Origin of the sequence: Maribacter aurantiacus (genome assembly GCF_005780245.1) — a bacterium.
Lineage (GTDB): Bacteria > Bacteroidota > Bacteroidia > Flavobacteriales > Flavobacteriaceae > Maribacter > Maribacter flavus.
In genome coordinates this window covers 511,486-530,243 of the sequence record NZ_VBUK01000001.1, presented here as the reverse complement: position 1 = coordinate 530,243, position 18,758 = coordinate 511,486, and the positions used below count along the sequence as shown (strand labels likewise).

Here is an 18,758-nt window from a genome sequence, read left to right as displayed (position 1 = left end):
GTGGCTCTGGTGGAGAATACCGGATTCGAACCGGTGGCCTCTTGCCTGCCAGGCAAGCGCTCTAGCCAACTGAGCTAATCCCCCATTTTGCGTGGCAAAGGAAATACTTTTTCAGAACGTATCAAAATCCATCCTAATCTTTCTTTGTACTCAATATCAATACAGGGATGGGGACTGAGAACTCAGATTTTAAAATAGTACTCTTCTCCCAAAGCTTTTTAAAGAAGCCCCGCTTTCTTCTAAAGACACACAATAGTTCCGGGTGTTTGGATTGAAAATGCTCCAATACGCCCAAATAGGTAGTCGCATTTTCAGTGATTGTCAACTGGGAGCTTATGTCCATCAAGGCCGTATTTATCTTTAAATCTTCATCTGAATATCCCGGGGTCTTCACCAATAATAAATTAACCTTGGATCGATGCTTTTCAGAAATGGTAATCAAGGGGTTTAAGATTCTTTTCCTTTTTAGGATACCAGATCTAAAGGCGACCAATATATTATGAAATGGCTTGTACTGGGTTCCTTTGGGTACGACTAAGGTTGGGATATTTGTCTGTTTTACGATTTTACCAGATGTTGGACCCAAATAGACTTCCTCCCGTATGTCATTGCTTCTAGGAGCTAGAATGATCAAATCTATACCAAGTTCCTTATCGATTTCCACAAGTCCATCTACCAATTCCCCATTATAAGAAGCAATTTTTATATCGATTTGTTTTGCATCGATCTGTGCGATTACTCCCTTTAAACGCTCCTTTCCACTTTCGGCAACTTTTTCCGAAACATTGGCCAAGGTTCCTGTTTTGGAAGTAACGTTAAAGACTTCCATTACATAAACCTGGGCACCAAAATCGGTTGCAAAGTCTACGGCATATTGTAAGGTTTCGCTGGCATCGGGAGATGTGCCAATGGGAACAAGGATATTCTTCATGGTGGTTTTGTTGTTAATTCCTCTAAATTTACAATTTTAATACATCGGATGGTGATTCAGCCTGCAAAGATATCGGAAATTCCAGAAATTCTATCCATGACAAGGGCCTGTAGAGTGCACATGGAATCCAAGAATATTTTTCAATGGACGACAGAATATCCATCCGAGGAAAAATTCCTTTCAGATATAGAAAGGCAGGAATTATATGTCCTGAAGAAAGAGGAACATATTATTGGGTGTATTGTCATCTCTACGCTCATGGACGAAGAATATAGGGAGGTCGCCTGGTTATCGCCCAATTCCAAAAACCTGTACGTTCATAGATTGGCGGTACATCCAGAGCATCAGGGAAAGGGTTATGCCCAACAACTGATGGACTTTGCAGAGAACTATGCCCGGGAAAACGATTTTAAATCTATCCGGTTGGACACTTTTAGTCGGAACAAAAGGAATCAGCGATTTTATGAGGCAAGGGGTTATAAAAAATTGGAGGATATTTACTTTCCAGAACAGAGTACCTACCCCTTTCATTGTTATGAACTTGTAGTGTAAAGCCATTTTGAAATCCACTGTCACCTTAAAAAGAATCAATAGCCTGGCCATACCGGCCACGGTTGCCGGAATTGCAGAACCCCTACTTTCCATTACCGATACGGCGATTGTGGGTAATATTCCCGTAGACGGGCTGGAATCACTTGCGGCGGCCGGAATCGTAGGATCCTTTTTATCCATGCTTATTTGGGTGTTGGGTCAGACCCGAAGTGCCATTTCGGCCATCATCTCCCAATACCTGGGAGCGGGAAAACTCGAAGAGGTAAAGACCTTGCCCGCACAGGCCATTTACTTAAATATAGCCCTGAGTGTGCTCATTTTGTTGTCCACCGTATTTGTAATCCGTGAGATTTTTGAGCTATTGAACGCCTCCGGTAAAATTCTGGAATATTGTATCAGTTACTACTCCATTCGGGTTTGGGGCTTTCCCCTTACCCTTTTCGTATTTGCCGTCATGGGTATTTTTAGAGGGCTGCAAAATACCTATTGGCCCATGGTCATCGCGATTACGGGAGCGGTACTCAACGTGATACTGGATTTTCTTTTGGTCTATGGGGTAGATGGAATTATTGCCCCCATGTATTTGGACGGAGCGGCATGGGCGAGCCTTATCGCACAATCCGTTATGGCCATTATGGCACTATGGCTCCTATGGAAAAAGACCGAAATAAGTCTCGTACTGAAATTTCCGATACATCCAGAATTGGGACGCTTGGTGATAATGAGCCTAAACCTTTTTGTAAGGGCCCTGGCATTGAACACCGCCCTTATTCTGGCGGTACGAGAGGCGACCGCCTTGGGCGATAAATTCATAGGTGCACATACCATTGCCATCAATCTTTGGCTTTTTTCGGCATTTTTTATCGATGGCTATGGAGCCGCTGGAAACATTATGGGGGGAAGGCTTTTGGGAGAAAAGAACTATGCCGATTTATGGCTTTTGGCAAAGAAAATTGTGAAATATGGAATCTATGTAAGCTTGGTCCTTATGGCGGTGTCCTTTCTGTTTTATAAACCGATAGGCCGACTCTTCTCCAACGAGGAGCTGGTTTTGAACGCTTTTTATGGCGTTTTTTACATCATCATCTTAGGATTGCCGATAAATACCATCGCCTTTGTTCTTGACGGAGTCTTTAAGGGTCTTGGCGAAATGAAATACCTGCGAAACACATTGCTCATCGCTACGTTTTTAGGATTTATACCAGTGCTTTTCTTAGGGAGGTATTTAGGTTGGGGGCTTGCGGGCATTTGGGTAGCGTTTACGCTGTGGATGTTGATACGGGGAGGTGCCTTGGTCCTTAAATTCCGAAGAAAGTTTCGACCCCTGTTACAAAACCATTAATTTTGATGAAAACCTTTTTGTTATGGGAACCGATAGGGAAAACGGCAGTCTTTACACCAGTATGAACGGCAATGTTGCGACCATTGAGTTTGGGCATCCCGCCAGTAATTCCTTCGTGGCGGTTTTGTTGGACCGGCTGGCCAAGGAATTTAACAAACTATCCGAAAACAAGGATGTACATGTGATCATTTTAAAGTCCGAAGGGGAAAAGGCCTTCTGTGCCGGGGCCTCCTTTAACGAATTGATGGCCGTATCCAAATTGGAAGAAGGCAAGGAGTTTTTCAGTGGGTTTGCCCATGTCATCAACGCCATGCGAACCTGTAAAAAAGTGATCGTAGGCCGCGTACAGGGAAAAACCGTGGGCGGGGGCGTTGGATTGGCCGCCGCCTGTGATTATGTATTTGCACATGAAAATGCCGCCATAAAACTATCGGAATTGAGTATTGGAATCGCGCCCTTGGTCATTGAACCGGCCGTGGAACGTAAAATAGGAACGGGCGGACTATCAGAGTTGTCACTGGCACCAACCGAGTGGAAATCGGCCTACTGGGCCCAGGAAAAGGGACTGTTTTCCAGGGTATTCGATTCCTTTTCAGAGATGGACAAGGAACTCGACTTTTTCACCCAAAAATTGGCCTCCTACAATCCAGATGGACTAACGGAATGGAAAAAGGTCTTGTGGAAGGGGACCGATCATTGGGGCCAATTATTGATTGAGCGTGCTGCCATTACAGGTACCTTGGTACTTTCAGATTTTACCCGAAATGCGCTTTCAAAATTCAAACAATAGGCAATATAACAAAGTTTATACCGTTGTTGTACGTAACAATTTAACTCCATGGAAATTCTGCAGTTTTTGAACGGGGATCTCATTTTTCCCATACTTGCCCTCTTTGTCGTAGTTGTGTATTTTGTGAACAGAATACGTACAAGGCGTAAGTTCAAACGCTAGCCCTAGCCATTCCTCAACTTCCAAAATTCAGAGGAAATATCAAATTAACAGGGATTAGATCCGCGGTTTTAACCAGACACTGGACATAATCAAGTTTGAACTTGTGCTTGATATTTGAGCTTGAACTTGTATTTGTACTTGATATTTGAGTTTGTATTTGAATTTGAAACTTGAACTTGATCTTATGAACGTGTCTTCAACCAGCCCGTGATACTCAATCGTTGGCGGTTGGCCGGTTTTACCTCGTGTTCAATTTTTTGGCTTTCAAATATGACCGTCCTACAGGGCATTGGAAAAACCCGCTTGGCATATTCCTTTCCATTTTCATCGTTTAGGTAAAGTAACAACTCTCCCCCGTGTTCGGGTAACCAATCGTTCTCGTTCAAATAACACACGACGGAAAGTCTGCGCCCGTCATCATTTTGAAAGGTATCCAAATGCCGTTTGTAAAACTTGCCTTCTGGATATACCGCATAATGAAATTCCTTTTTTAGGATTCCCAAAAAACAGGTCTTGTTGAGATAATCGGAAAGTTCGTTAATCCGATTAAAAAATACGGATTGTACGGAGTTAAGCTTGGCCTCGTCCATCCATAGAATGAAATCGCCCCGTATTTCGGTTTTAATGATTTCATTGGTACGGTTCCCTATCGCAGCTTTTTTAAAATAGTCCTCTTCATATTTGTGAAGCAGGTCGGCACGTAGTCCGTTGATGGTTTCCTCGGGAAAAAATGTATCCAGGATACTGTAACCGTCCCTAAGGATATCCTCGATCAATCGCTCAAAAAGCGGATTCACCTCAAAGTCAAGTTGTTCTACCAATCCGGCCATTTCGATTTTTTTAAAAAGCCGACAAATGTAATTCTAAATCAGATCGGTTTTACAAATTGAATACCTTTGTACAATCAATGAATTCTTATGGGAACTATTAGGATTACCAAACAGTTCAATTTTGAGACCGGTCACGCGCTGTATGGCTACGACGGCAAATGCCGAAACGTGCACGGCCATAGTTATAAACTTTCGGTTACCGTAATTGGAAAACCCATTACGGATACCTCCCATGTAAAACTGGGAATGGTCATTGATTTTGGCGACTTGAAAAAAATTGTCAAAGAGGAAATCGTGGACAAATTTGACCACGCCACGGTATTCAACAAAAATACGCCCCATGTGGATCTTGCCAAAGAGCTTACGGAAAGAGGACATAACGTAATTTTGGCGGACTATCAGCCTACGAGCGAAAATATGGTCATAGACTTTGCCAAAAAAATCAAGGCGAGACTTCCAAAAAACATTCAATTGTTTTCCTTAAAACTTCAGGAAACGGAAACCTCCTTTGCGGAATGGTATGCCAGTGACAATTAAGGCGTAAACATTTCCTATCTTTATCCACCATGACCACTATACATCTTCCCGAGGGCAAAAAGGTATACTTTGCAAGCGACAATCATTTAGGGGCGCCCAATGCGGCTTCGAGTTTTCCTAGGGAACTAAAATTCGTAAGGTGGTTGGATGAAATCAAAGCCGATGCGGGATCCATTTTTCTTTTGGGCGACCTCTTCGATTTTTGGTTCGAATATAAAACCGTAGTGCCCAGGGGGTTTACCAGAACCTTGGGAAAACTGGCCGAGCTATCCGATGCTGGAATTCCCATTTATTATTTTGTGGGCAACCATGACCTTTGGATGAACGGCTATTTTGAGGAAGAGCTCAATATACCCGTTTTTCACAAACCGCAACAATATCTCATAAACGACAGTTCCTTTTTTATCGGACACGGTGATGGCCTAGGCCCACATGACAAAGGGTACAAACGCATGAAAAAGGTTTTTACCAACCCTGTTGCCAAATGGTTCTTCAGATGGCTCCATCCTGATTTGGGCGTGAAGGTCGCGCAGTACTTTTCCGTCAAGAACAAATTGATATCGGGCGACGACGATGCCAAATTTTTAGGGGAAGATAAGGAATGGTTGGTACAGTATGCCAAACGTAAACTGGAGAATCAGCACTACGACCATTTTATATTTGGACATCGGCATTTACCTTTGGAAATCGACCTCAACGAAAATTCAAGGTATACCAATATTGGGGATTGGGTAACCTATTTTACCTATGCCGTTTTTGATGGGAAGAAACTAGAATTAAAAAAATACTCTTAACCTTTTTAAAAGGATCAACTTCATTCCTTTTCATGGTCCTCGATATCCTTGGAAAGGTCCAATCTTCTAAAGGATGGCCATGCCAGCGCTGTTAGCCCAACGGTTAGAATAGTCATACTTCCGCCAAAAATAACGGCCGTAACCGTTCCCATAAGTTTGGCGGTAACCCCACTTTCAAAAGCGCCCAATTCGTTGGAAGAGCCGACGAACATGGAGTTTACCGATGCAACCCTACCCCGCATATTGTCCGGTGTCTTTAATTGAAGGATGGTCTGGCGAATGATCATGGAAACTCCATCAACGGCACCGCTCACAAATAGTGCAATGACCGATAGCCAAAAATACGTGGACATGCCAAAAACGATGATACAGACCCCAAACCCAAAAACGGCCCAAAGCAGTTTTTTTCCCGCGTTTTTATGCAACGGGAAGCGGGTAGATCCCAACATGGTAATGGATGCACCTACGGCTGGGGCGGCCCTTAGAATCCCAAAACCTTCAGAACCTACGTGTAAAATATCCTGGGCAAAAACAGGTAAAAGGGCAACGGCCCCTCCAAAGAGTACCGCGATCATATCCAAGGTGAGGGCGCCCAAAATGGCCTTGGTATTGAATACAAACTTTAAACCCTCCTTTAAGCTTTGAAAGACCGGTTCCCCAATTTTGGGGTTCATGATTGGTTTTCGTGGTATTTGGAACAAGGTAATCAATGCCAATACCGAAAATCCAAAAATGACGCACATGGACCAATGTACCCCAATAAAACTAATGGAAAATCCTGCCAATGCAGGACCTAAAACCGAAGCCAATTGCCAGGTTGAGCTGCTCCATGTGGCCGCATTCGGATAAATTTTCTTCGGCACGATAAGCGCAATCAAGGAAAAAATCGTAGGTCCCAAAAAAGCCCGTACCAGACCTCCCAAAAAAACAAGGGCGTAGATTCCATACAAAATGGTCTTTGTTTCCCAAGTGTCTTCCAAACCGGGCCAACTCAACAAAAATAGACCGAAACTAATCACCGAAAAGCCCAAAATACATCTCACCAAAAGGTTCCGTTTTTCTTTCTGGTCCACGATATGTCCCGCAAAAAGGGCCATCCCCACGGCCGGGATGACCTCCATCAAACCAATGATTCCCAAGGACAATGGGTCCTTTGTTAAGGTATACACTTGCCATTCGATTACGATGAACTGCATGGACCAAGCAAAGACCATGGCAAAGCGCACCAATAAAAAAATATTGAATTCCCTAAATCGCAGGGCCGCGTACGGATCAATCTTTTTGGTCATGCATTCGCTATTTTATATCCCTGATTTTTAGCTGAAGACTGATGTTTCCCTGCCACTCATTTTCATCGATGGAGAATACGGCATCAAAGGGATTCCTACTGGTAACCCTGCCAAGTTTATTCCCAAGATTGAACCCAATGCCGTCAATCCTGTGGCTATCCTCCTGGGTAACTGATACCTTTAAATGGGCATCTTCCTGCCCTACGGTTCTGGCATAGCCCGTATCCACTAGATTTTGGGCCATAAAAACCGGAGCCATATTACCCGGTCCAAAAGGTGCGAATTGGCGGATAATCCGTAATAATTTTGGGGTAATGTCCTTAAGTTCGATTATGCAGTCGACCAGGATTTCAGGAGTTAAGAGGGCAGGATCTATGGTTTCCTTGACCACCTTTTCAAACTGCTCCTTGAATGCCTGATACTGTTCCTCCAATAAGGTGAGTCCGGCGGCATATTTATGGCCACCGAATTGCTCGATACAATCCGAACAACGTTCCAAGGCATTATACACATCGAAACCTTTAACGGATCGGGCGGAAGCCGCCAATTTATCCCCACTTTTGGTAAAGACAAGCGTTGGTCTATAATAGGTTTCCGTCAATCTGGAGGCCACGATACCAATAACACCCTTATGCCAGTGCTCTTGAAATACCACCGATGTGAATCGGTCCTCCTCCTTGTTGTCCTGAATCTGAAGAAGGGCTTCCTGGGTAATTTCCTGGTCCAATCCTTTTCTATCGGAATTATATTTCTCTATTTCCGATGCAAACCTCATAGCTTTGGAAATATCCGTTTCGGTGAGTAGGTTTACGGCATGTTGGCCGTGTTCCATTCTACCGGCGGCATTGATGCGGGGCGCGATGATAAACACAACATCGGTGATGGTCAGGGTCGATTTTTTAAGTTGTTGTATGATGGCCCTGAACCCGGCCCTAGGATTCTGGTTGATAACCTGTAGGCCAAAAAATGCCAAGATTCGATTCTCTCCGGTTATCGGAACAATATCGGCCCCAATGGCAGTGGCCACTAAATCAAGGTAGTACAACAAATCATCTATAGTTTCACCTCGTAGAGAACCTAAAGCCTGAACCAGCTTAAACCCCACACCACAACCGCAGAGTTCATCATAGGGATAGTTGCAATCCTCCCGTTTGGGGTCCAAGACGGCAACGGCAGCGGGCAAAACAGAATCCGGACGGTGGTGGTCGCAAATGATAAAATCGATTCTTTTTTTGGAAGCATATTCAACCTTCTCAATAGCCTTGATACCACAATCCAAGGCGATGATGAGGCTAAACCCATTGTCCTTGGCAAAGTCGATGCCCTTATAGGAAACCCCGTAACCCTCATCGTATCTATCGGGAATATAGGTGGCCACATTGGGGTAATACGAAAGTAAATAGGAAGATACTAGGGCTACGGCCGTGGTTCCATCTACATCGTAATCGCCATAAACCAGGATATTTTCATTTTCGGCTATGGCCTTTTCTATCCGGGCTACCGCCAAATCCATGTCCTTCATCAAAAAAGGATTGTGCAATTCCTCCAATTGTGGCCGAAAGAATTTTTTAGCCTCCTCAAAAGTTGAAATACCCCGCTGAAGCAATAAATGGGCCACTATTTTTTCCACACCCAAGGCATTGGCCAATCGCTCAATCTTAACTTGTTCCGGTCTAGGTTTTATCGTCCAGCGCATTTTCTAAAGCTCAAGTTCAAACTCAAATATCAAGTTCAAAGGGTATCTTGTCCTTGTTTTTTGTTCTTGATAATAGTAGCAATAATTCTTACAAGTTGTTCTACTTCGTTCAACAATTTATTTCGCATAGAGCTGTCCCCATAGTTCACCCGGTCCAAGATTTTTAAATTTACCCTGGATTCTTTTAATTCTTTTAGAGTAATCGAGACCTTGTTGATATAATCTTTATCTGAGTTTGCGCCCTGTGCTTCGCCAAAATTCAATGCAGAACTACCACCAGATCTCAACAGTTGGTTACCATAATAATGACCTGTCATATCTGAGGGCATATCTCTGCAGAAGAAAACGATATCCGCTGCAAAATTTACAAGTCTTTCTTCTAAATCAAATTTCCTCTCGGGATTCATCGCTATTCCTTTGAACTTGAACTTGACGCTTGAATTTGAATTTAACTATTGTGAAATATAGTTTTAATATCCAACTCGGCAAACCTTCTAAACATCTCCATTACCCCGCAATATTTCTCTACCGATAGATCTACGGCGCGTTGTAGCTTTTTTTCATCAAGGTTAGGGCCGTGAAAATGGTATTCAATAATGACCTTGTCATAGTATTTGGGATGTTCGTCCGTAAGGTTGGCGATGGTTTCGATATGAAAATCGGTTACTTCCAGTTTCATTTTTTTGATAAGCGCGGCAACATCCAAGCCCGAACATCCTGCCAATCCGGATAGCATCAACGCTTTGGGTCTTACCCCACTCCCATCGCCACCGTCTTCCTTGGCGATATCTATGCGTATCGTTTGCCCCGATGGATTATTGCTCTCAAAGGCCATGTTTCCCAACCATTTGGTGGTAATGTGATTTGTTGTACCCATAATTTTTTGTTTCTTGTGGACTACAAAAATACCATAATTAACCTCCAAAAAATAGCCTATGGCACTTGTAAATCCTTTGGACCCCAGCCACGACCCCGAAACAAAAAAATTGGCCGAATTCTTCAACGAGACTTTGGGCTTTTGCCCTAATTCCGTTTTGACCATGCAGCACCGTCCTGCCATTTCAAAAGCCTTCATAAACCTAAATAAAGCGGTGATGGCGAATGAAGGTAGGGTCACTTCCGCACTTAAGAGGATGATTGCCTGGGTCAGTAGTAATGCCACGGGCTGTCGCTACTGTCAGGCACATGCCATTCGAGCAGCAGAGCGATATGGGGCGGAACATGAACAATTGAAAAATATATGGGAATACAGAACCCACCCTGCCTTCTCCGATGCGGAACGGGCCGCTCTGGATTTTTCACTGCAAGCCTCCCAAGTACCCAACGCCGTGGATGCCGAAATAAAAGAACGACTTTATAAATACTGGAACGAAGGTGAAATTGTGGAAATGTTGGGAGTGATTTCCCTGTTTGGCTACCTCAACCGCTGGAACGACTCCATGGGAACCTCCATTGAGGATGGAGCGGTACAAAGTGCCGACCAATACTTGGGAAAACACGGTTGGGAGAAAGGGAAGCATGATGGCTCTCTGTATTAGTTAAAAGTTGATGGTTCATGGTTGTTGGTAAAAAAGTGATTTTTCTGTCACTTCGAGCGCAGTCGAGAAGTAATTTGTTTTTGAAACCTGCTCATTTACACCACAAAACTCCTAAATAACCAAATCGTCAACATCCCCCAAAAGGTACCCGTGGCCATACTCAAGATGGCCAAGACAATGGCATGGGGCATCCACTTGAGATTGTAAGCCGCAGTAACCGCCGGAGCCGTGGCAATACCGCCCACATTAGCCATACTGGCAATAGGTACCCAAGCCATATTCACGTTCAATGCTTTGGCGACCAAGACCATAAAAATAAAATGGCCCAAAAGCCAAACACATAAGAATCCGAAAAAAGGAAGGTTAAAACCTAGTGTGGCAATCTGTAATTTTAATCCCAAAACCGCCATCACCACGATAATTAAAATACCCCCTGACTTTAGGGCGAATCCAAAGTTCCATTTCGACAAAAAGTTACTCAAAGCCAACCCCAAAAACGAAAGTAGCACCACTTTTACAATGAAGCTGTCAATAAGGTAATTGCTTACAACCACTATGATAAGTAGCACCAAGGCACATAACCATGGGTTCCATTTGCTTCCCTTTTCCAAACGGATATCCTCAGGAATGGCAACATCCGATACCCGAAACCACTTATTTAATATTTCGCTCTTTTTGATGGTCTGGAACATCAAAATCGTCCAGACATTCACCAAAATATTGTCCATCACCAAAACCGTCAAAAAGATATTCTCCGGGCATTCCACCAACTCCTTTAATACGAGCTGACTCGTACTTCCCCCGATCCAACTGCCCACAATGGGCGGAATGCCCATCCAATAGTTTTCCGTTACCAAGGTCTTTGAAATCAACTCGGACTCTGAAAAAAGTAGCATAAGGACTATCGGGAAAACCGCTATAAAAAAAGAGCCGGCCACAAAAACAAGTATCGGCTTATAGCCTATGGACTTCAACTGACCCAAGGACAAACTGCTCATAACAGCTATGATGGCCAAGGGAATAAAATAATCCCGACTGAAATTATGGATTTCGGCTTGGGAATAGTCTACGTTAAAGGCATACGAAATAATGGCAGGGATAATGTAAGCAAGCAAAATGGCAGGAATCCAATCGAACAGTGACTTAATGTGCCTATTTTCCCATCGGTCCAAATAATAGACAGCGATTACCGTAAATCCGGAAATGACCCATGGTGCCCACATGGGTTCAATTTAAGCTATTAAATCCAACTTATTTTATTTCAAAATAAAATTATATAAGTCCGTAATTAATTTGTCCAATATTGGATTATTTAGCGTTAAATCTTCATAGCTCAAATTGCTATTAATTGTGAATTCACATAGCTTAATTTTATAGTCATTTTTTAGCGTTCCAGAATCAGCTAGAAATGCTTTTTGATTCTTTTTTTCAATACCATTTGCTTTGAATAAATTTTCATAAAAACTGCCTAAACCTAGTTTGTCATAATCAGATTTCCTAAAATCAATACTCTCCAATTTTGAGCCGCTAGCAATTTCTTTCATAAATTCTTTAATTACTTTTTTTGGAAGAAGATTCTCTATTTCTCTTAGTTCCGTATTCTGATATAAAAAGTTATTTGATTTTTCTGATAGGTTTTCTAGAGCAATTCTTCTTTGTCCTTTTTTAGTATTTCCCTTAGAATTGTCCTCATCTGCTAATAAGAATATCTTATTGGATAGTGCGAAAGAGTTTATTTTACTTCTTATTTCAGTTTCATCAGCTTCAAATTCTGCTTTGTCAAACAAATAATGTGCTATTAAATTCCCTCCATATTCAAAAAAAGCGAAGTCAATATCTTCTTTTAAATATTGTTTTTTTCTTCCTTCACAATATTTTTTTAAAAAAAATGAAAGATACTTTCGATCAGTAGGGCCCTCAACCCATAAAGAAGTATTAGCCAGAAAAACTGACGAGTTGCTTACACCTAAGAGGTCAAGGACTTCCCTATCGGGTTTTACATTATTTTTTATTTTAAATTTTTCCTTATTTTCTTTTTCGAACTGGAAAATAGAAATATTGTCAGAGTTAATAGTCAAATCTAAAAAGTGATTTGAGTGTGTTGTGAAAAAGTAAATCAAATTTTTAGAAAGTAAATATTCATCATAAAGTAAGGTTTCCAAAAATACTTTTTGCAATCCTGGATGTAAATGCGTCTCTGGCTCATCAATAAAAACCCATGTGTTTTCTTGTGCCGTGAATATTGGGAACATTAATAAGATTATAGACTGGATACCATCACCAATATCATGTATTTTCTTTTCATCATCTCCTACGTAAAAAATTAAATGCTCCTCCTTATCTAGGCTCGATATAATTTCTACATCATCTCCATGGAAAAAATATTTTGATAAGAATTTTTCAAACTTTTCAAATCCCCTGCGTTCCTCCTTTACGTTATTTCGAATTCTTAAAACTTTGTTATATAAGTCGAGACCGCTAAATATCAAATCTTCCTTAACTCCATAAAGCTTGGATACCGCTAACCGAAATATTGATGGTTCAATATTAGCACTCCTTTTGATGCTTCTCATTATTGGAAGATAGACCCTGTGTGAACCATATTTTTTTATTACGAAATCTAGTTCATCACTAAACGAACATACCAGTTCCAAAAATTCTAATTTCAAAACTAATCCTTGAAAAAAAGGATTAAGGTTTTCTAAGTTTTTACCTTCTAATTCTTTTGAAATATTTAATTTAGTCCTTTTCGCTTCTTTAAATAATTCGCCTTTGTTTCCGTAATTGTTAGTAAAGTCCCGATAAGGGTCTTTACTTAGTTGCAAGCCTTGAAAAATGCTATCAACCTCTCTGCATAATTGATTATCTAAATTAAATAAGCGCTTTCTTTTGCTATTATAAAATTCAACAATATTATCTGCGATACTTTCTAAATGTACGTGACTTTCTTTAGATGATATTTTAATAAAACTACTTTCGATTTTCAGCAGCCCTCTTAAAAAACGGCTTTTCCCCGAATTATTGGTCCCAATGAATAGGTTTATTGTAGAAAGCTTTCCGAAATTCTTTGGGTTTTCATCTAGAAGTTGATTCTCTTTGAAATAATAAACACATTCCCTATTATTGGGAGCAAACTCGGAATTTATAGCTGCCAATGTGGAGTTAAATTTAATGTACATAATGATTATTAATTGAGTAGGGAGAACTTTTGAAAGTTAGTCTTTTGATTTTTTACCCCCAACCACAATCACTATTTCTCCTTTTGGAGGCTTTTCGGTATAGTGCTTTAGTACTTCCTCGGCGGTGCCACGGACGGTTTCCTCGTACATTTTGGTAAGTTCCCTAGAAACGGAAACGGGCCTATCCGCACCAAAATATTCCACAAAATTGGTCAAGGTCTTAAGCAGTTTGTGCGGGGATTCGTAAAAAATCATCGTTCTGGTTTCTTCGGACAAAAGAGTCAGTCGGGTTTGTCTTCCTTTTTTCACGGGCAAAAAACCTTCAAAAACAAATTTATCATTGGGCAGGCCACTGTTGACCAATGCGGGCACAAAGGCCGTGGCCCCAGGCAGGCATTCCACTTCCACACCCGCTTCCACACAGGCGCGGGTCAATAAAAACCCAGGATCGGAAATGGCTGGCGTCCCCGCATCTGAAATCAAGGCAATTGTACTACCTGCCTGGATGCGCTCCACAAGTCCGGATACGGTTTTGTGCTCATTGTGCATGTGGTGACTCTGCATGGGCGTAGATACCTCCAAATGTTGTAAAAGCTTTCCGCTGGTACGGGTATCTTCGGCCAAAATCAAATCGGCCTCCTTTAAGACCCGAATGGCCCTTAAGGTGATATCCTCCAAATTGCCAATGGGCGTAGGCACAATATATAGTTTTCCCATGGTTACAAAAGTAAAGACCCAACACCAAGTGCTGGGCCTTATTGCTATAAAAATACCGTCGCTTTATAAAAATCTACGTTCTATGAGTTCCATAAACCGTATCTCATACTCTTCCTTTCCTTCCCAATTATCATAATCCGGTTTTACCATATTCTTAATGAAGGATACGGAACGCTCATGACTGTCTATCGTAGTCAATTGAGACAATACCCTGTTGTAATCCTCTGCACTGCCGTTAAAAAGATGTTTTATAAAACCGAGCTTGTTGTTAAGATCTACTTGAAGTTCCCTTGTTGCCAATCGCTCGTTCAAGGATTTAGGGGTCTCCTGTTTTTTGGAAGTTGGCGGGGGCATGAACAACTCCTTGTCGTTCTTCATCAAATCCGGTTTGGACATGAACTCCGTCAAGACTTCTTCCAAATTTTCAGTATTGGGCATTTCTGAAACCATATCCTTTATCGTTTCCATACCCGGTGTCATGATATCCTCCTCATGTGGATTGCTTTCAGGAACGGAGGTATTGGCGCGCATTACGGCATTCGCCATTTTTTCGAACTTTTCGGCAATGACGTTTTTGGAAACGTCCACCTGAATGTCGTTCAGTTCCTCTTCTATAAACTTAAGTACCGCAATCTTCTCGTAAAGTTTCTTGGCAGCTTCGTACAAGTCCGTAATATCATTTATCTCCCTGGAAGTAATGATGTCTGTGGACATTTTAATCAAATCTGCCCTTAATTTTTCCTTCATAACTACAAATTAGTTTATTCCGCGCGAAAGCCGCACCTTTTTTTAATAACTTTAAGATTCTATAAATAGAACGGAAAAACCCCTTATTTTCGTTTAAAAATACAAAATGTTTCTCGAAAATACCGTTAATCACCAGGAACAATTCGGCTGGATAGAAGTCATTGCCGGGTCCATGTTTTCGGGCAAGACCGAGGAATTGATACGCAGGCTAAAACGGGCACAGTTCGCCAAACTCAAAGTGGAGATTTTTAAGCCCATGGTGGATACCCGATACGATGACGATATGGTGGTTTCCCATGATGCCAATGAAATACGCTCCACTCCTGTACCGGCAGCCGCGAACATTCGTATTTTGGCCGACACTTGCGATGTTATTGGCATAGACGAGGCACAGTTTTTTGATGATGAAATCGTTACCGTTTGCAACGAGCTTGCAAATAAAGGGGTTCGGGTAATCGTTGCTGGGTTGGACATGGACTTCAAGGGCAACCCATTTGGACCAATGCCGGCGCTTATGGCCACGGCAGAATATGTGACCAAAGTACATGCCATCTGTACGAGAACCGGGAATTTGGCCAATTACAGTTTTCGAAAATCCAACAACGACAAGCTTGTCCTGTTAGGTGAAACGAACGAATATGAACCCCTAAGCCGTGGTGCCTTTTACAAGGCCATGTTAAAGGAAAAAGTGAAGCATATGAAGGTAGATTCTGTGGAAATCGAAAATCCCAATAGAAAACCAAATGCCTAAGGCCCTGGAGACCGTTCTGGAAATAGACTTGAAGTCCCTGGAACATAATTATCGTTTTCTTCGGTCCAAATTAAATCCGGGCACCAAATTTCTTTCGGTCGTCAAGGCCTTTGCCTATGGTAGCGATGCGGACCAAATTGCCTTGAAACTACAGGAACTGGGAACCGACTATTTTGCCGTGGCCTATGTAAAAGAAGGCGTTGCCCTGCGTAAAGCTGGGATTACGAAACCCATTTTGGTACTCCATCCCCAACCCGTTAATTTAGAAATCCTCATCGAGTTCCAGTTGGAACCCAGTATGTATTCCTTTGGGATCCTGAACCAATTCACTGCGTTATTGAATCGGAAAGAAATCAACCGATATCCGGTACATATCAAGTTCAATACCGGATTGAACCGATTGGGATTTGCGGAAAAGGACGTTGAATCCCTTTTGGAGCTATTGGAAAATAAGGATACTTTGAAAATTGTTTCCCTATTTTCCCATTTAGCCGCCACCGAAGACCCAAAGGAAGAAGCGTTCACCAGAAAGCAGATTGCCAAATTTGAAAAAATTAGTGTTGAAGTAACCAATCGGTTAAAAATTCAACCCATAAGGCATATTCTCAACACTTCTGGAATCCTGAATTATCAGGAAGCACAATACGATATGGTACGAAGCGGAATAGGCTTGTACGGTTATGGAAATGAAGCCAGATATGACGCGGAACTAAAACCCATCGCCACGCTAAAAACCATCATATCACAAATACACCATTTGAGTCCAAGCGATACCGTAGGCTATAACAGGGCTTATGTTTCAAGGTCTTCCCGTGTTTCGGCTACCTTGCCCATTGGCCATGCAGATGGTATTGGAAGACAATATGGCAAGGGCAAAACCTTTGTGTTGGTCAACGGTAAAATGGCGCCAATTATTGGAAACGTCTGTATGGATATGATTATGATCGATATTACGGATATCCCCAGTAAGGAAGGGGATGAGGTGATTCTATATGGCCCTGAGCTATCCGCCCATGAAGTGGCAAAAACCGCGAACACCATTTCCTATGAGTTGATTACAGGGATTTCACAACGGGTAAGAAGAATATATTCCAGTTAAAATTTGATTTATTTCACATTTTATTAAGAATTATTTTTTCTTACATTGCATCCTTATAAACCAATAAAACACTAAATCATGCTAAAAGAATTTAAGAATTTTATTATGACCGGAAATGTCATTGACCTGGCAGTTGCGGTTATACTTGCCGGGGCCGTTGGTCTTGTTGTCAACGGGTTTGTTTCAGATATAATGATGCCGATCGTAGGACACTTTGCCGGTGGTCTGGACTTTGCCGACATGAAAATCGTATTGGACGAAGCTGTTGTAGGTGCCGATGGAGAGGTTACAAAACCAGAAAATGCCATTATGTACGGAAAATGGGTCAACGCCATCATCAACTTGATTACCGTAGGCTTTGTACTGTTTATGATCGTTAAGGCCTACAACAAGACCAAAAAGAAAGAGGAGCCTGCTCCGGAAGCACCAAAAGGCCCAACAGCCGAGGAGTTGCTTATGGAAATTAGGGACGCCTTGAAAAAGTAATTATCCCTTTACAGGATAAACCGCTGCACCGCAGTCTAACTTTAAAAACCGTCAACATTGCTTCGCTAGCAGTTTGGCGGTATTTTTTTATCCGATAGTCAGATTTAAAAACACTCTAAAAGCTAGGGAGACAATCAATTTAGGACTTTACAAGGCTGGATTATAGGTTTTGCACAAAATGTTATTTTTGAAACTTTTTGTTATATTTTAATTATTAATTCCGAATTCCCTTGTCCAAGTTAGGGTAATACCTATTTTTGCGCGAGAATTTTAAACTAAAGAATTATGAAGGTAGCTGTAGTTGGCGCCACGGGCATGGTAGGTGAGGTGATGTTGAAGGTATTGGCCGAACGCAATTTTCCCATTAGTGAACTTTTGTTGGTCGCCTCGGAACGATCTGTAGGCAAAAAAATGCCCTATAAAGGTGAGGAATACTCCATTATTGGATTGGCTGATGCCGTGGCGGCCAAGCCGCACATCGCCATTTTCTCCGCAGGTGGGGATACCTCATTGGAATGGGCACCAAAATTCGCGGAAGCTGGAACGACCGTTGTTGACAACTCATCCGCTTGGCGTATGGACCCGGATAAAAAATTAGTGGTTCCGGAAATCAATGCCAATGTTTTAACTAGCAATGACAAAATAATTGCCAACCCAAACTGCTCTACCATACAATTGGTCATGGCACTTGCACCGCTTCACAAAAAATATAAAATGAGACGGGTCATTGTATCCACGTACCAATCGGTTTCAGGTACGGGGGTGAAGGCCGTTCAACAATTGGAGAATGAAATCGCAGGGGTAAGCGGCGAAATGGCCTACCCGTATCCCATTGGTAGAAATGCCCTTCCCCATTGTGATGTATTCCTAGAAAACGGGTATACGAAAGAGGAAATGAAGTTGGCCCGAGAGCCCCAGAAAATATTGGATGACAGAACCTTTTCGGTTACTGCGACCGCCGTACGTATTCCAACTTCCGGAGGACATTCAGAATCCGTCAATGTGGAGTTCCACAATGATTTCGATTTGAACGAAGTCAGACAAATCCTAAACGACACGCCAGGCGTTACGGTCCAGGACAACCCGGACACCAACACCTACCCCATGCCCATCTACGCGCATAATAAGGACGAAGTTTTCGTGGGTAGGATCCGTAGGGACGAAACAAATCCCAACACTTTAAACATGTGGATCGTTGCGGACAACCTTAGAAAGGGTGCGGCCACGAATGCGGTCCAAATTGCGGAATATTTGGTGGAGAAAGGTTTGGTTTAAACTCACACTATAGAATGTTAAAACCTTCAAAACACGCCCGTTT

General features: G+C 42.2%; 20 protein-coding genes and 1 tRNA gene. 10 read left to right on the top strand and 11 right to left on the bottom strand.

Going from position 1 to position 18,758, the window contains the following annotated elements; all coding sequences use genetic code 11:
• Positions 1-7: 7 nt before the first annotated feature.
• A tRNA-Ala gene (locus FEK29_RS02275) sits at positions 8-84 on the bottom strand.
• Positions 85-133: 49 nt separating this feature from the next.
• Positions 134-931 carry a universal stress protein gene (locus tag FEK29_RS02270; protein WP_138256771.1) on the bottom strand — a complete coding sequence of 266 codons (798 nt, stop codon included), beginning with the start codon at positions 929-931 and terminating at the stop codon, positions 134-136.
• A 51-nt stretch (positions 932-982) separates the two neighbouring features.
• Between FEK29_RS02270 and FEK29_RS02265 the strand changes: the two genes are divergently transcribed.
• The 3 genes from FEK29_RS02265 to FEK29_RS02255 are packed head-to-tail and all read left to right on the top strand — an operon-like array spanning position 983 to position 3,615.
• The gene (locus FEK29_RS02265) at positions 983-1,483 is read left to right on the top strand and encodes a GNAT family N-acetyltransferase (protein WP_138257326.1); all 501 of its coding nucleotides are present in this window, start codon (positions 983-985) and stop codon (positions 1,481-1,483) included.
• 7 nt (positions 1,484-1,490) lie between these two features.
• Positions 1,491-2,825, top strand: coding sequence for an MATE family efflux transporter (locus FEK29_RS02260; RefSeq protein ID WP_138256770.1), 1,335 nt, complete (start codon positions 1,491-1,493; stop codon positions 2,823-2,825).
• 22 nt (positions 2,826-2,847) lie between these two features.
• Entirely contained in the window at positions 2,848-3,615 is a 768-nt protein-coding gene (locus FEK29_RS02255) for an enoyl-CoA hydratase/isomerase family protein (RefSeq protein WP_138256769.1), read from the top strand.
• A 344-nt stretch (positions 3,616-3,959) separates the two neighbouring features.
• Here the strand turns inward: FEK29_RS02255 and FEK29_RS02250 are convergent, their stop codons facing one another.
• Positions 3,960-4,607 carry a 2OG-Fe(II) oxygenase gene (locus FEK29_RS02250; protein WP_138256768.1) on the bottom strand — a complete coding sequence of 216 codons (648 nt, stop codon included), beginning with the start codon at positions 4,605-4,607 and terminating at the stop codon, positions 3,960-3,962.
• Positions 4,608-4,694: 87 nt separating this feature from the next.
• Between FEK29_RS02250 and FEK29_RS02245 the strand changes: the two genes are divergently transcribed.
• Both FEK29_RS02245 and FEK29_RS02240 read left to right on the top strand, forming a co-directional pair.
• A complete protein-coding gene (locus FEK29_RS02245; protein ID WP_138256767.1) occupies positions 4,695-5,144 on the top strand; it encodes a 6-pyruvoyl trahydropterin synthase family protein in 450 nt (149 codons plus the stop codon).
• 29 nt (positions 5,145-5,173) lie between these two features.
• Entirely contained in the window at positions 5,174-5,938 is a 765-nt protein-coding gene (locus FEK29_RS02240; RefSeq protein ID WP_138256766.1) for a UDP-2,3-diacylglucosamine diphosphatase, read from the top strand.
• 20 nt (positions 5,939-5,958) lie between these two features.
• On the opposite strand, the gene FEK29_RS02235 is transcribed toward FEK29_RS02240, so the two are convergent.
• Genes FEK29_RS02235 through FEK29_RS02220 form a run of 4 tightly spaced genes read right to left on the bottom strand, consistent with a single transcriptional unit; the run spans position 5,959 to position 9,800 of the window.
• A complete protein-coding gene (locus FEK29_RS02235) occupies positions 5,959-7,227 on the bottom strand; it encodes an MFS transporter (RefSeq protein ID WP_138256765.1) in 1,269 nt (422 codons plus the stop codon).
• 7 nt (positions 7,228-7,234) lie between these two features.
• Positions 7,235-8,923, bottom strand: a complete 1,689-nt coding sequence (recJ, locus tag FEK29_RS02230; protein WP_138256764.1) for a single-stranded-DNA-specific exonuclease RecJ — start codon at positions 8,921-8,923, stop codon at positions 7,235-7,237.
• A gap of 35 nt (positions 8,924-8,958) precedes the next feature.
• Entirely contained in the window at positions 8,959-9,330 is a 372-nt protein-coding gene (locus tag FEK29_RS02225; RefSeq protein WP_138256763.1) for a four helix bundle protein, read from the bottom strand.
• Positions 9,331-9,371: 41 nt separating this feature from the next.
• Positions 9,372-9,800, bottom strand: a complete 429-nt coding sequence (locus FEK29_RS02220) for an OsmC family protein (RefSeq protein WP_138256762.1) — start codon at positions 9,798-9,800, stop codon at positions 9,372-9,374.
• 58 nt (positions 9,801-9,858) lie between these two features.
• On the opposite strand from FEK29_RS02220, the gene FEK29_RS02215 reads away from it, so the two are divergent.
• Positions 9,859-10,461: a carboxymuconolactone decarboxylase family protein gene (locus FEK29_RS02215; protein WP_138256761.1), complete on the top strand. Its 603-nt coding sequence runs from the start codon at positions 9,859-9,861 to the stop codon at positions 10,459-10,461.
• A 95-nt stretch (positions 10,462-10,556) separates the two neighbouring features.
• Here FEK29_RS02215 and FEK29_RS02210 read toward each other — a convergent pair whose 3' ends face one another.
• The 4 genes from FEK29_RS02210 to FEK29_RS02195 all read right to left on the bottom strand — a co-directional run bounded on the left by FEK29_RS02210 (position 10,557) and on the right by FEK29_RS02195 (position 15,104).
• Complete coding sequence (locus FEK29_RS02210; RefSeq protein WP_138256760.1) at positions 10,557-11,684, bottom strand: DUF819 family protein; 1,128 nt, start codon at positions 11,682-11,684, stop codon at positions 10,557-10,559.
• Positions 11,685-11,717: 33 nt separating this feature from the next.
• Positions 11,718-13,616 (bottom strand): AAA family ATPase, encoded by a 1,899-nt coding sequence (locus FEK29_RS02205; RefSeq protein ID WP_161595301.1) that lies wholly within the window; start codon positions 13,614-13,616, stop codon positions 11,718-11,720.
• Between the two features lie 60 nt (positions 13,617-13,676).
• The gene (gene rsmI / locus FEK29_RS02200) at positions 13,677-14,357 is read right to left on the bottom strand and encodes a 16S rRNA (cytidine(1402)-2'-O)-methyltransferase (RefSeq protein ID WP_138256758.1); all 681 of its coding nucleotides are present in this window, start codon (positions 14,355-14,357) and stop codon (positions 13,677-13,679) included.
• Between the two features lie 63 nt (positions 14,358-14,420).
• A complete protein-coding gene (locus tag FEK29_RS02195; protein WP_138256757.1) occupies positions 14,421-15,104 on the bottom strand; it encodes a hypothetical protein in 684 nt (227 codons plus the stop codon).
• 106 nt (positions 15,105-15,210) lie between these two features.
• Between FEK29_RS02195 and FEK29_RS02190 the strand changes: the two genes are divergently transcribed.
• From FEK29_RS02190 to FEK29_RS02175, 4 genes are all read left to right on the top strand, one after another.
• Entirely contained in the window at positions 15,211-15,855 is a 645-nt protein-coding gene (locus FEK29_RS02190) for a thymidine kinase (RefSeq protein ID WP_138256756.1), read from the top strand.
• The gene (alr, locus tag FEK29_RS02185; RefSeq protein WP_138256755.1) at positions 15,848-16,954 is read left to right on the top strand and encodes an alanine racemase; all 1,107 of its coding nucleotides are present in this window, start codon (positions 15,848-15,850) and stop codon (positions 16,952-16,954) included. The genes FEK29_RS02190 and alr overlap by 8 nt, the downstream gene beginning before the upstream one ends.
• 78 nt (positions 16,955-17,032) lie before the next feature.
• The gene (gene mscL / locus FEK29_RS02180) at positions 17,033-17,440 is read left to right on the top strand and encodes a large conductance mechanosensitive channel protein MscL (RefSeq protein WP_125221951.1); all 408 of its coding nucleotides are present in this window, start codon (positions 17,033-17,035) and stop codon (positions 17,438-17,440) included.
• A gap of 285 nt (positions 17,441-17,725) precedes the next feature.
• Positions 17,726-18,715, top strand: coding sequence for an aspartate-semialdehyde dehydrogenase (locus tag FEK29_RS02175; protein ID WP_138256754.1), 990 nt, complete (start codon positions 17,726-17,728; stop codon positions 18,713-18,715).
• Positions 18,716-18,758: the final 43 nt, after the last annotated feature.

Bases quoted from the DNA above. Each gene is read 5' to 3' on its own strand.
- FEK29_RS02270 (WP_138256771.1), bottom strand. From the start codon at position 931: ATGAAGAATATCCTTGTTCCCATTGGCACATCTCCCGATGCCAGCGAA.
- FEK29_RS02255 (WP_138256769.1), top strand. From the start codon at position 2,848: ATGGGAACCGATAGGGAAAACGGCAGTCTTTACACCAGTATGAACGGC.
- FEK29_RS02250 (WP_138256768.1), bottom strand. From the start codon at position 4,607: ATGGCCGGATTGGTAGAACAACTTGACTTTGAGGTGAATCCGCTTTTT.
- FEK29_RS02245 (WP_138256767.1), top strand. From the start codon at position 4,695: ATGGGAACTATTAGGATTACCAAACAGTTCAATTTTGAGACCGGTCAC.
- FEK29_RS02240 (WP_138256766.1), top strand. From the start codon at position 5,174: ATGACCACTATACATCTTCCCGAGGGCAAAAAGGTATACTTTGCAAGC.
- FEK29_RS02235 (WP_138256765.1), bottom strand. From the start codon at position 7,227: ATGACCAAAAAGATTGATCCGTACGCGGCCCTGCGATTTAGGGAATTC.
- recJ (WP_138256764.1), bottom strand. From the start codon at position 8,923: ATGCGCTGGACGATAAAACCTAGACCGGAACAAGTTAAGATTGAGCGA.
- FEK29_RS02225 (WP_138256763.1), bottom strand. From the start codon at position 9,330: ATGAATCCCGAGAGGAAATTTGATTTAGAAGAAAGACTTGTAAATTTT.
- FEK29_RS02220 (WP_138256762.1), bottom strand. From the start codon at position 9,800: ATGGGTACAACAAATCACATTACCACCAAATGGTTGGGAAACATGGCC.
- FEK29_RS02215 (WP_138256761.1), top strand. From the start codon at position 9,859: ATGGCACTTGTAAATCCTTTGGACCCCAGCCACGACCCCGAAACAAAA.
- FEK29_RS02210 (WP_138256760.1), bottom strand. From the start codon at position 11,684: ATGTGGGCACCATGGGTCATTTCCGGATTTACGGTAATCGCTGTCTAT.
- rsmI (WP_138256758.1), bottom strand. From the start codon at position 14,357: ATGGGAAAACTATATATTGTGCCTACGCCCATTGGCAATTTGGAGGAT.
- FEK29_RS02195 (WP_138256757.1), bottom strand. From the start codon at position 15,104: ATGAAGGAAAAATTAAGGGCAGATTTGATTAAAATGTCCACAGACATC.
- FEK29_RS02190 (WP_138256756.1), top strand. From the start codon at position 15,211: ATGTTTCTCGAAAATACCGTTAATCACCAGGAACAATTCGGCTGGATA.
- alr (WP_138256755.1), top strand. From the start codon at position 15,848: ATGCCTAAGGCCCTGGAGACCGTTCTGGAAATAGACTTGAAGTCCCTG.
- mscL (WP_125221951.1), top strand. From the start codon at position 17,033: ATGCTAAAAGAATTTAAGAATTTTATTATGACCGGAAATGTCATTGAC.
- FEK29_RS02175 (WP_138256754.1), top strand. From the start codon at position 17,726: ATGAAGGTAGCTGTAGTTGGCGCCACGGGCATGGTAGGTGAGGTGATG.